At 34.7% G+C, this 12,853-nt stretch carries 8 protein-coding genes; all 8 read right to left on the bottom strand.

Going from position 1 to position 12,853, the window contains the following annotated elements; all coding sequences use genetic code 11:
* Nucleotides 1–140 precede the first annotated feature (140 nt).
* The 8 genes from IW16_RS06620 to IW16_RS06655 all read right to left on the bottom strand — a co-directional run bounded on the left by IW16_RS06620 (nt 141) and on the right by IW16_RS06655 (nt 12,850).
* Nucleotides 141–5,345, bottom strand: a complete 5,205-nt coding sequence (locus IW16_RS06620; protein ID WP_051889983.1) for an Eco57I restriction-modification methylase domain-containing protein — start codon at nt 5,343–5,345, stop codon at nt 141–143.
* Nucleotides 5,342–6,022, bottom strand: a complete 681-nt coding sequence (locus IW16_RS06625) for a hypothetical protein (RefSeq protein ID WP_034741300.1) — start codon at nt 6,020–6,022, stop codon at nt 5,342–5,344. Before IW16_RS06625 ends, IW16_RS06620 begins: the two co-directional genes overlap by 4 nt.
* An 80-nt stretch (nt 6,023–6,102) precedes the next feature.
* Nucleotides 6,103–8,127, bottom strand: coding sequence for a hypothetical protein (locus IW16_RS25625; RefSeq protein ID WP_051889985.1), 2,025 nt, complete (start codon nt 8,125–8,127; stop codon nt 6,103–6,105).
* A gap of 15 nt (nt 8,128–8,142) precedes the next feature.
* Complete coding sequence (locus tag IW16_RS06635; protein WP_034741303.1) at nt 8,143–8,847, bottom strand: hypothetical protein; 705 nt, start codon at nt 8,845–8,847, stop codon at nt 8,143–8,145.
* Nucleotides 8,840–9,679 (bottom strand): M23 family metallopeptidase, encoded by an 840-nt coding sequence (locus tag IW16_RS06640; RefSeq protein ID WP_034741306.1) that lies wholly within the window; start codon nt 9,677–9,679, stop codon nt 8,840–8,842. Before IW16_RS06640 ends, IW16_RS06635 begins: the two co-directional genes overlap by 8 nt.
* A 1-nt stretch (nt 9,680) precedes the next feature.
* Complete coding sequence (locus IW16_RS06645) at nt 9,681–11,672, bottom strand: type IV secretion system DNA-binding domain-containing protein (protein ID WP_034741309.1); 1,992 nt, start codon at nt 11,670–11,672, stop codon at nt 9,681–9,683.
* 4 nt (nt 11,673–11,676) lie between these two features.
* Nucleotides 11,677–11,976 (bottom strand): hypothetical protein, encoded by a 300-nt coding sequence (locus tag IW16_RS06650; protein WP_117590628.1) that lies wholly within the window; start codon nt 11,974–11,976, stop codon nt 11,677–11,679.
* A gap of 4 nt (nt 11,977–11,980) precedes the next feature.
* Complete coding sequence (locus IW16_RS06655; RefSeq protein ID WP_034741315.1) at nt 11,981–12,850, bottom strand: DUF4138 domain-containing protein; 870 nt, start codon at nt 12,848–12,850, stop codon at nt 11,981–11,983.
* Between the last annotated feature and the right edge of the window lie 3 nt (nt 12,851–12,853).

Genomic DNA, 12,853 nt, shown 5'->3' on the forward strand with positions numbered 1-12,853 from the left:
GGAAAACTCTGTAATTAACACTATATAGCTCTTTTGGCCGTGCTATCCACTATATCTTTTGCATGGTAGAAGTATGCCATTTGTATCACTTACACAAAGACACCTTTTTCACTCTGAAAAAGATTGTCGCTGAGTTTGATTTATCTTTTCCTCCCTGATGATGTCGAAAAATTTTGCTCGTATTTTCCCTCCTGCTTCAACAATTGATTTACTTTATGCATAGTTCCTGATTCAAGCTGGTTAGTACCAAAAAGAGTTTTATTCTCAAGGGCTCTTTCTTTGACATAATATCTTTGCTCATTAATTTTCATTTGTTCATCTTTTTCATTCTTATATTGAGTTATTAAATTATTCTTTATCTCCGGCAGCTCTTCCAACTTTCTATCCAATTCCGCAATTTTCTCTTCAGTAGCTTTTGTTTGAAATTCAATTTCTGTAACATTCACTCCTTTTTCAGCAAGATTTTCAATTACTTCTTGAACTTGAGCTTTATGCAGGTCAATTGTTTTTTGATATGATGGTAATTGGGTTGCCCAATAGTCAGCATTTCCATCTCCATTTTTTGAATAGCCTTCAATCCTATTATAAGAATATTCAGCTTTGGTCACCAACTCTTTTACTTTCAAAACATCTTCGTATTTTCTCAATACAAAAGCACTATCTGCGAGATGCTTGTTTTTCTCACTTTCAATCCTTTTTTTCAATAATTCGATTTCAATGTTGGCTCTGGTTTCGGGATTGGTAATGATGGATGTTTTAAGCTCTTGTGTACTGATATCCGAAATATCCAAAACATCGGCTCCTTTTTTCATTGCTTCTAAATATCTAGCCTGTTTGGATTGCAGTTTTTGAAGCATAAAAACATCAATACTGTCATTAGTCAGCATAAAATTGATTCTCACATTTTCGTTTATATTTCCTTGCCTCCAAGCCCGTCCTTCCACTTGTCGAAGTGAAGTAAAATTATAGGGCAAAGTAAGCATATAAACATCGGTTGTGTTTTCCTGAAGATTCATTCCTTCCTGAATGGCCTCACTTCCGATAACCACTTTAATTTTTCCCTCATTAAAATCATTTTGAATAGCAATTCTTTGATTTTTATTGGTAGCTCCGGTAATAATTCCGATTTCTTCGAGTTTGTAACCAATTTCTGTTATGAGATATTCTTTCAGTTTTGGAAATTGAGCAACAGCTAATTCAGAATAAATGATTTGTCCGGATTCGGGAAGATCTTTTTTGTTCTGCCTTATTAAATCCATCGTCTGTTTCAGCTTCGGAGCATTTTCTATAAATTCTTTTACAGAAGGTTCTTCATCATCATAATATGGTGATAGGTACGGCGAAATTGCAATTAATCGGGCATTGAGAATATGCGTTAGAATTGCTCCCTTTTCAGTTTCACTGAAATTTTCATTGAGCAAGTCATATTGTTCTCTTGTCAGGTCATTCTGCTTAATTTTATACTCTTTGTTAATTTTATTCGGACGGATCAATTCAGGGTTATCCTCCTCTCCTTTTATATCAATGAATTCCGAAAGTAATTGCTGAAACAGCGAATTGTTTTTAAATCTCCGAACATTGGCTTTAAACTTCACATCACCTTTTGCATCAATCTCCATATCATTATCCGCTTCCATAAAGGTCTCGAAGAATGTATTCACATTAAAATATCCCGATTCTTCCAAACGTTTATTTGCTATTAAAGAAAGGATAGAATAATATTCCAAAGGTTTGTTCGTAAAAGGCGTTGCGGAAAGCAATGTTACATTTCTTCCGTCATTTTTGTCTTGAATGTACTGAGCCGCCATCCATGTATTGATTCCCAATTTGGAGGTCTGTTGGTTTTGACTTCTGAAATCGGAAGCAAATCTTCGGTCTTCAATCTTTACTTTTCCTACAATATGATTGGCATTGTGAACTTCGTCGTAAGTTAAATGGTCGAATCCAAAATCTTCCCAGTCATAGATTTTTCCACGCTTCATTTTTCCCTCAATCTCCTTTTCTTTCTGAAGTTCAATTTGGAGGTCTCTTTCAGTATTGGTAACGCTTTTCATTTCGCTTGCAGAGATGTAGCTGAATTTTGAAGAAAGTTCTTCGGTTATTTCTGATGAAAACCCGATATTATTAAAGCCCTCATAAGTAACGATGGTAATTTCTCCGTCTTTGTTGTCAAATTTTGAGAGATCATAATCTTTCCCTAAATTCCCTAAAACATTGACTTTCGCATTGGGAATCGTTTCAAAAATCGTTTCCACCCATTGTTTCAAAATACTGTCATTCGGAACTACGATGATCGGTCTTTTCGCATTTCCTCGCTCCATTGCTTCGTGCATAGAAAGGATTCCGGAAAGCGTTTTACCAAAACCCACTTCGTGCGCTAAGAGCCCTACTCCTTTTGCGGTCTGTCTTCCGATTCCTGCTTTCTGAACTTCGGTCAAACGCAATTCCTGACCTTTGAAATGCAGATAAATTCTTGAAAATAATGGGAATTTAGAATAATCCGGAACGTGGATGTTATTGTAATTTCTGTTGAATTCTGTTACAAAACGATTTCTAATATCATCGGAAAGTTCTTCCCGAACAAACTTGTAAAACAAATCATTCGCAGCAGCTTTCCGCCTTTCCCTGACTAACGCATTCCTCTCTTTATCGCTTCCTGTAACTGTTTCGTTATCTACAAAACTTCGCACTTCCCAAGCTGAAGAACCCGCAAAGACTTCACTTGACAAAGTGCCTACAAAATCTTTGAATCTTTCGGCAAGATTGTAATCTACGATGACTGATTCGGTACGTTTTGTAATATGATTATATTGGTCTTTTTCTACTTGACCTAACTCAAACTTGTGTACGAACTCGTGGTTCGGACTGATATAAATCTCATCTAGCGATTTCGCTTTTGGTAGGACATTTTCTAATAATGCTTTTTGTTTTTTGTATTGGTTTTCTGTTCCTCCAACTGCATTTTTATCAGAAAAATCCCGCTCCAATTGTTCCAGTTTCGCGTAAATATTTCCTTCAGTGTAATAAAAATCGTGAACCCAGTTTCCATCAATGAAGTTCGCAAATTGATAGTGCTTTCCGCGATTATTTAATGTGCCGTCATAAGATGTATCTCTGAATGCTTCAATTTGTTCTTTCGTAATATCAGAACTGTTTTGTAAGGAAGTATTTACAATTTCATCCTGTTTGGAGAATTGATATTTTAAAACACCTTTCTTTAGTTGCGGTTTTGTTTGAACTTGATATTCCTTCTCGGCTCTCGTATTGTGAATAGAAATAATCCTGTCACTTTTTTCAATCAAATCTTTTAATTTTTCATCAGAAAACGATGTCGGCTTTGTGATTAGATCTTCGCGCAGTTTTTCATACTTGCTAATTTCATTCGTAATTGTGGGAGATTTAAACTTGATGTTATTGAGTTTAGAAAGTACCAGTTCAATTTTTTCTTGAGTTTCTATTACATTTACTTCATTTTCATTTTGGTTTTCAATCCTCGTAGAATCTTCGATTTCTGCACTTCCTTTTTTGGGTACAGGAACTTTATTTTCAACTTTAGGTTCTTCCTCTAAAAACAAATCTTCAAACAGATTTCCGATCCGTTGGGTTTCTTTCCTATTTTTAAACTGTTCAATTTTAAATAAAGCTTCATCTAAATTTCCGTGGATATAGTTTTCTAATCGACCAAAACGATTGGTTTTTTCTCGGATTTCTCCCAAAATTCTTGTTGGATTATTTTCAAAATAATTGGAAATATCGTTTGAAATATTGTGATTGTTTTTTCTTAAAATGATAATATCGGTTCCGATCTGTGTTCCTGCAAAAGCTCCGTTGGGTAAGCGGAAACCTTCCAGAATATTGGCATTTTTTAAATTGCTTCGACGGTTCAGCCAAGATGATGGAAGTACCATTGCCAAAACTCCATTAGGTTTTAGTGAATCCAAAGACCGTTTAACGAAATAATCTTCGTATTTTGAAATTTTAGGCTCTTCTCCCAAACCTTTGTAAAACCCACGGTGTTCACCATAGGGCGGATTCCCGATAACCAAATCGTATTTCTTAGAAAAGTCCTTTTTATTTCCTTTCTCATCAATGAATTCAGTTTCAAACGAACGAAGATTGATGTCAGATTCGGGATGTAAAAGTTTAGCAATTTTTGCGGTGGTGTTGTTGATCTCAAATCCTGTAATTTTAGAATTTACAGATAATTCGTGAGTAGCATAAATAAAATTTCCAGTTCCGACGCTGGGTTCTAAAACGGAAATTTCAGTTTGAGTTTTAAAATGGTCTTTAATTAAATTATGAACTGCATCAACAATTTTATCCTGCGTGTAATATTCATCTAAAATTCCTCGTCCTTCTTTTGAAGTTCCGCCACTTCGGAACTGATTGCAGATTTCTTTTAAATCAGCAGTGATGTTAAGATTTTCCTTCAAATTAATTTTGTGATTGTCGGAAACAAAACAAGCTGCAGAAACTACTTCTGCAACTTGATCATTGGTCAGTTTTTGACCTTTATATTTTGAAATTAAAGTATCTAATTCTACATTGTTTGTAGAATTTCCACTTATCTCGGAAGGTCTTCCTTCAGTAATTCTTCCATCGGATCTTCCTCTATCGGATACAATTCTCCCGGATACGATTCCGCCCAAGGAATGTTCTCTTCCCTCATTTTTTTCATCATCATTCTGTTGTGAGTCGCCATCGGGTCTTCTTCCTCGGTCTCGGTTTCCCAAATGGCTCCGCTCTGTGCCTGCAAGTCCATTTCCAGCATTGTTGCTGCCCACTGCTTGTCCGCTTCCGTAAATTCCGTTTTGCTCGGATTGGATTTTAGCGCTAAGTTCTCCAGTGTTGTGTTCAGGTGTTCCGTTTCCCACTTGCTGAGAATCGGATGTTGTTCCGGATTCAATTGCATTGCTTTCATTTTCAGAAATTTTTGGTTCAACTAAATTAGTATTTTTATCTTGAAGATTAAGTTTATTCTCTAAATATTCGGTCAGGTCTTGATTCCCATTTTCAGAAATTTCATACAAAGAACGAACGTCTTTGATATTTTTGCCATTAAATTCTGTAAGAATTTTCCTGGTTATTGCATTTCCCGCTCTATCCCCGGTAAAACAAAGAAACATTTTGCCATCATAATTCTGGTATCTATTGAGAAACTTTTTGCTATTTGAACCTGAATTAAGGGTTATAAGTGTTCTATTATTGACCTGCTTGTTCAATTGAAGAAGCTCCAAGAATGAAAGCGTATCCTTACTGTTTGTGAAAACAATCAGTTCCTTTTTATTTCCTTCAACTACAGAAATGTCATCATTTATCTCATTAAAAAAATCTTCATCTTTCACTTTTTTCTGTTTTTTATGAAGTGGTTAAATTCAAAAATTTCTTTGGCTTCACTGTCCCAGTTTTTTCTTGATATTAATTGAAGCGTCACGAATATGTCCGTCTTTTTATTGTAAGAATCAATCCTTTCGAGCCTTCCGTGGTAGTCCTTTTCCGCGTGTTTGTAAATAGAGTACGGTAAAATAGTATCCGTTGGATAAATGTAAAACCGGGTGTACATCCAAGGTGAGTTGATTTCAAATCGTTTGTATTTTTTCTTAAACAAAACCGTATCACTCAGATTTTTTCTGTTTCTGTAATTGGGGATTTTTTCCTGAGAAAACAATGTTCCTCCTTTTTTCTTTTCAACAGGAAGCGGCTTTTGTTTCTTTATGATGTCTGACAGAATAATTTTGCCGGGATTTTCATTTTCAATAGCATAGCACAATGAATCTTTAATGAAATAAATCTGTTGGGTTATTTCGGGAGCATCAGCATCCGGAATCCTTTCTATAATGGAATCTCCTGAATAACTAAGGCTTGACAAATGAAAACTTTGGATATTGTTCAGATTTTTGGAAACATCAAAATATACATTGGAGACAACATCGATTCCTCCTTTTTCGGATTTGATTTCTTTGTGGCAGGAAGTGCTTACAAAAAGAAAAAACAAGCTGGGTAGTATTAAAAGTTTTTTCATAGATATAGGGTTTAAAAAAGCGGCAGTCTCCTTTATTGTGACTTGCCGCTGGGAAATAAATGATCGGTTGAAAGTCTTATTTAGCGTTTAATACTTTGTTCTTTCACGTTATTTTTTTCGTGCTTGTTGTCTTGTTCCAAACCTTCTAAAGGCTTGTTGGTATTGATTCTGTTCATATCGGAATCATACAGATTCAGATTTTTGTATTGCGGATTCAGTACCGCTTTGCCTTCTACCACTTTATCGTCCAATTCAAATTTTACCTTGACGATATTTCCTTTTTCCAAAGATTTGATGGTACTTTCCTTCCATTCCGGCTTATCGAAGATCAGTTTGGATTTTTCTACGATCTGAGCCGTATCAACACCATAATTTTTGTAAAAATTCTGGAAATTATAATTTCCTTTTTCAGTTTTGGGTTCGTTAAAATTCAGTTTGGCAAATGCAGGTTCTATTTTTTCTGTTTTCGGATTGTGAAATTCTATTTTTACCGTACGCCCTTCCAAAAGGTTGACTGCTTCTTTAGCAGTAAATGTATTTACCCTGTTAACAGGAAAATTGTGGGAGATAACGTCGCCATTTTCTTTAGTGAGTTTAGCATTATAAAAATTCATAAAGACACTTCCATTTTCTATCTTATTGAATTTTAACGTGAATTCCATTTCATTTCCAGGCATCGTTTTGTCGGAGGTGGTTTTAATTTCGAACTCTTTTTCGGGAGCATTAATTCCGTTTTCTAAATCTTTGTGCAGTTGTTCTCCTTCTCCGAAACCAAGATATTTTAACTGAAATTTCGGATACTGAGATGGTTCATATTCGTTCTGTGTTTCCATAATGTTTGGGTTTTGATTGTTAAACTTTATATCATTCATTGTTAATATTCTGTGTCTTGAAAAAACATTTTCATCCAGATAATTTTTTAGAATTTCACCGCTATCCAATAATTCGTAGGATTCCCCATATAGCTGTTTTTCCAATAGGCCGAAAGCCAATTCGTAGTTGTCATTTTTTGACAACGTATGACCATCAATAACATTTGGGATTGTGTCCATTTGTGCCTTTGTAAGAGAATAATCTCCATCTGTTGTTCCGAATTCCATTTTTTCTGAATAAGCTTTTCCTTGGTTCGCTGTGATCTGCAAGTTCTCCAGTATGAATTCGTTTTCTTTCATAAAGATCCTGTAATTGAGAATATCATTTTTTTCCTCTTCGGAAAGTTTCGGATTAAGATTATTTTGCACCGCTTTTGCTTTTAAGTCGTTTTCGACATAGCTTTTGAATTCGTTCAAACTTTTTGGAGCATCATAAAAATCTCTCATACCTGTCCATTCTCGCCGACCGTACGGTAATGTATATTCCTGAGTTTGCAGATCATAGCTGTAATACCTATGACCGCTTGGACTCTTGAGCGAGCCACTTCCATCATCGTAATCGTTCCAGGTCCAGCCGTCCGGAAGATTAGATGCAGGGGTTAAATTTTCTTCAAAGTCTTCTTCTGAAAATAGGTCATCAAATCCAAGACTATTTTCTTCCCAGTCAAAGCTTAATGTGCTTTCTATTTGATCTTTAGTCTTTTCAATAGAGGTATTTATTTCGATGGTTGATCTATCTGTTTCCATTTCATATTTTCGGAAATGATCGGCTTGCCGTTCATCAATTTCTGAAGTTGTCATTCCTAAACTTAAGTCTGTCCTTAACTCCAATTCATTTGCCCAAGAATCTGAAAGATATATTTGCTTTGCCGCTTCATTACCAATAGTCACTTCTGTAAAAGCATGGTTATCTTGTATGATTAAGATTCTACCATCGATTTTCTGTTTATCCATAAAGCGTACTACTTCAGCTAAACTTTTAAAATTAATTTTCACGGAAGTATCAGTATCCGCATTGAAGATTGTATTTACAGTGTAGGCAGAGCCTTGAACTATTTGATTTGCCGTGGATTTATAAATCTGCATAAACTTTTTCTCCCGATCAGAAAACTTCCTTTCTCCATCCCTGAAAAATTGTTCAGGCGGAGTAGTTTTCATTTCACGAACAAAATCTTTATAAGCCGTTGTTCTCGGAATTACAAGCTTCTCAAACCAAGATAATTTATCTTCCATTTTTTAGTTTTAAATTTACCTTCTAAATCTTCGTGACTTTTCTACTTCCTCTTCTTGTTCTTTGTTTTCCTCTCTCATTCTATTGGCGTCTTGATAGACATCGGGGTCATTTACATTTAGCTGAATGTCAGATTTATTCTGCTCCTGTGATTGATGCTGCTTTTTAGAAATTCCATCAACTGTTCCTATCTCTTTGGAAACGATATTCAGATCCTTAGCGATTTCTTTTGCCATTTCTGGGAACTGGTCAATTTTATCCTGTAGAAAAGATTTCAGTTTCATAAGTTCATTTTTGTAGAGGTTGGTTTCTGCTACATCTCTTTTATCTGCAATAATTGCAGTTAATTCTCTTGTGTTTTTAATGAGATCAAACTCAACCACCTTATTGGTTTCTTTGTCGAAAATGAAAGCCTTTTTTTCATAAATCAATTCTTTTTCTGATTTTGAAAGGTCTTGAATATTGGAATATTCAATATTGGCTTTACTGTTTTTGAGAATCTCATCAATACTTTTATCTCGTTCTAAAAAGATGACCTTCAGTTTGGTATTATTATCCGTAAGCTGAAAGGTCGCCCTATTCTTGTCGTTGTCTGCAACGATGGTATATCCCTTCAAAAATTTCTGAATATCATCCTCATTTAGCTTTGTAGAGAATGATAAATCTTCATTGATTATTCCGTATTTTTTTAGTTCTTCTGTGGGTAAGGTTGTGTTATTCATTGTATGTTGCTATTAAATTGTTAACTTTTATGAGGTCGTTTAAAAAATGAGAAGGATTGATATTTTGCCCAAATTCCTTTACCGAAAAATGTAAATGAGGTCCTGTGGAATTTCCGGAATTGCCACTTTTCCCAATGATAAAACCAGCTTTTACTTTTTCGCCAATCCGATAATAGATCTCTGATAAGTGCATATAGGTTGTTTCAAAACGGTTGAAATGTTTTACTTTGATGAAATTTCCACCGCCTTTAGAATCCCAACCGGTTGCCGTAACAATTCCATCTATTACGGAATAGACATTTTCATAGTTGGCTTTAAGGTCGATCCCGTTGTGCATTTTTTTGCTTCCGAAAATGGGATGCGTTCTGGTTCCATAAGATGATGTTACTGTCAATTTATTTTTAAGTGGCATTACAATTTTTGAAAAATATTTTTTTGGTTCATCTACAAAATCATAAGTCGTAACTGCAGCCTGCTTCTTTGATGTTTCTCTATGATCTTCAAGCTGATTTTGTGTGAGTTGCGTTAAAGAAGTTTTGAGTTTTTCAATGTCATTTATCCCTTCATCCTTTACACTTCCATATTCTTTAATGAGTATTTTCAGGGAATCAATTTGATTTTTCAGATCTGATTTTGTGATGATGTTTAAAACCTCTTTCCACGTTTTTTTATTCTTTTTCTGGTTTACCGGTTCGTCAATGTTAGTTTTATCTGATACTTTTATATTTTCAGATTTTTTTGGTAATGTTGGTATAATCGTATTGAATTGCGCAGATGATAAGCTACTGTAAAACAGCGCCATCAAAGTAAATGTGTATTTTAGTTTTTTCATTTTATGCAGCTTTTATATTTTCATTCACAATGAGTTCAACTTCTTTATTGATTTTTCTAAAATTGGTCATCAACACCTCTTCTTTGCGATTAACCCCCTTTTTATCTACAAAAGAGTAATATGACGGCATTTTCACATAGTTTTTTTCTTCTTCTTGAATCGCTTTCATATCTAAATTAATTTTACCATTCACTGCGGACGTTTTATATTCTTGCACATCATTTTCTTCTCCTTGCGCTATCATCCCAACCATCTCTCCTGTTTTCAAGGCTGCGATTTTTCCTGCAGGAATCATATTGTCCATTTTTTCATTAATGCTAGTGGTTGTTCCTTGTTGGGAAATAGATTGCGAGTATGATTTCTGTTTAATTTTCCCAAATAGTTTCTCTAACCAATCCAATGTATTTTTGTCTCTGGCAGAACCGGAAAGAATATTTCCAACAATGGCAGAAATCGTATCAGCAACTTCCTTTTTGTAAAATTGTCGAAGTTGTGGAAGCTCCTGAAGGCCTAATAAAACAGCAACTCTGTTGCTTCTCGCAGTGGCTACAATGTTGTCAATTTTATGAATATAAATTGTAGGAAATTCGTCTGCAATAATTCCTCCCGGCAAATTGTGTTTGGAATTGATCAATCTTAAAGTCCTGTTTAATACCGAAGAATACAATGCAGAATTAATATCCTGTGTTCCCGGGTCTGATGCCAGAATAATAATAGAAGGATTATCTCTGTCGGTTATCTTCAATTCCACTTCATCTCCTGAAAACACCCAAAAACTTTCTTTGGTTGCCAATCGGGAAAGGAAAATTTTGAGTGTTCCGATTTGTCCTTCCAATTGGTCAAATGCTTTGTTGTCATAAGCCGTTTTGAAAGGTGAAAGCAAAGAGAAAATTTCTTCGTTGGTAAAAAGCGTGTCGAAAATTTCTTTATAACTGCGGTTCATAAAGGAAAGAATATGAGGCAGATCCGAATATTTTCCATTTTCGAATGTTGCAAAAAAATAAATGCAGGACGAAAGGAAATTGATCGCTGATTGGGTAAAGAAAGCTTCAGAACCACCTCCTGAACTTGAGCCTCCTTTTTGTAAAGATGACACCATTGATTCTGCCATTTCCTGAGCTTCTGCTAAAGTTTGGATGTACTTTTTATGAAACGGATTGACTCGTTTTGATTTTTCAACCTCGTTCAGATTAATGACGTGGAAATTGTAATCGTAGTCTGCTTCCTTACTTTTTTTCAACAAATAATGGTAGTAGGCGATTTGCGCTAGATCAGGAAATTTAAAATCGTAGATGCAGAGACAAAAACCTTTGGCAATCATTTGTCGGATTGAAGGATTAATGACTCCGAAAGATTTTCCGCTGCCCGGTGTTCCGATGACCATTGTTCCTCTGAAAGGATCAATATTAATATACCCTTCATGTGTTTTATTGTTATATCTGAAGATATAAGGAATGTTAATCGAAGTATCAGTGTTCATTAATTCTCGATTCTGATCGAAAGATTCTTCTTCAACGTTCCATCGGTCTTTTCCCATTTTCTGCTGCACCAGTTTTGAAATACTGTCTGCACCCATTTGAAGAATAACGGCTCCTAAGAAAGAGAGAACTGCATAGATTACTTGATAGAGATTGAAGCCTGGAAATACTTTTGGAAGCTTTGCATTTCCTGCCTCATTTTGCCATATCAGCGAAGAGAAAATCATCAGTAATCCCAAAATCATAGGAACGACAATTTCCTTAGCAACATTGAGGTCTTTCTTTTTCTTGGCTTTTGTACCAATCGCAACTAATCCTATCAAAATCAAGGTTGCAAATTTGGCATTGATTGGTGGGTAGATAAAACTCAGCTTTGAAAAATTTTTCAATAAGTTGGACACTACCTGAACATCAGCATTAAGGTAAAAAAGCGAAGCACAATCTAATGCGACGACCGCATACACTGCTTTTTGTAGAAAGCCATAAATCTTTATTTGATGTTGTTGTTCTTGCATTATTTTAATTTTGTGAATTACGAACTATATGTTCTTTTGATGATTTTTTTAAATTTTCCCAACATTTAGCATTGTGCATTATTTGTTTACCCATATTTTTAAAATCTTCCTCCTTTTTTGTCAATTCAATATGGTAGTTTTGTAATTCTTCGAGCTTTTCAGCTAATTCCATTTTTTTTTCTTGCAGGGTCTGCATATACTTTATTGATCTTTTTTTAGATTGATATATCTCATGCATACAAAGCAAAAAGAAGAATATAGATAAGCAAAGCAGGATTGTAATAATTAATACACTTGTGTCCATTATTTTAAAATGTATCAGCTTTTAGAATTTCAGAATAGTTGACCTTCATTTCGATGGTTCGTCCAGAAAGTTGTTCTTCAATGAGACGAATCATCATCACTTTACTGTTTGGGTAAGTGAATTTTTTAAAAACATAAATATTTCTGAAATTTTTTCTGAAGTGTTTCTGGGGATTCAGTTGTAAAATTGGGGTAAGATCTACACTTTGGTTATTAGTTGCCTTATGGATTTTTTTATCTTCTAAGGAGAATTTCAAATCCTCAATGTCATAGCTTAGGTTTGAATTATTTTTGATGGTCATATCTAAAAAGATGTAATCACTAATTACATAGACATTATTGAGCTGAAAACTTAGTTTGAAATTTTTTTCTTCCCTTATCGGATTTTTCTCAGATTTTTTCTGAATAATGTCCATTGCGAATTTTCTTAATTCAAGATTTGAAAACGTCATTTTTTCAAACTCAATGGGCTGCATCGCTTCGGGTTGAATATGGATATTGGTAATCGTATTGAGGTTGTCCTGGTTTCTATGCACCACTTTGTACTGTGCGATGAAAGACTGCGCAACAACGGTTATCACTCCGATTTTATCTCCATTAAAAAAAAAGGAAGGTGTTTTGATTTTTCTTTTCTCATCTGAATTAGCATTGTCTGTGATCTTTATTCTGGCAATATTGGTAGTGGGCAAATCTCCAGTTAGTTTTTCTGTTGACAAATCGACATATTGAATTGGTTCTGGTGAAATAATATGAAGGTTGATACCTTCAGTAATTTCAATTTCCGGTAAATCGGAAATAATCTGTTCTTTGGTTGCAGTTTGTGCAGTTAAAAAATTTGACACCAATAGTAAAAGGATATATAAAGTAAGTTTCATTGT

The organism is Chryseobacterium vrystaatense (assembly GCF_000737765.1).
In the GTDB taxonomy this organism is placed as follows: domain Bacteria; phylum Bacteroidota; class Bacteroidia; order Flavobacteriales; family Weeksellaceae; genus Chryseobacterium; species Chryseobacterium vrystaatense.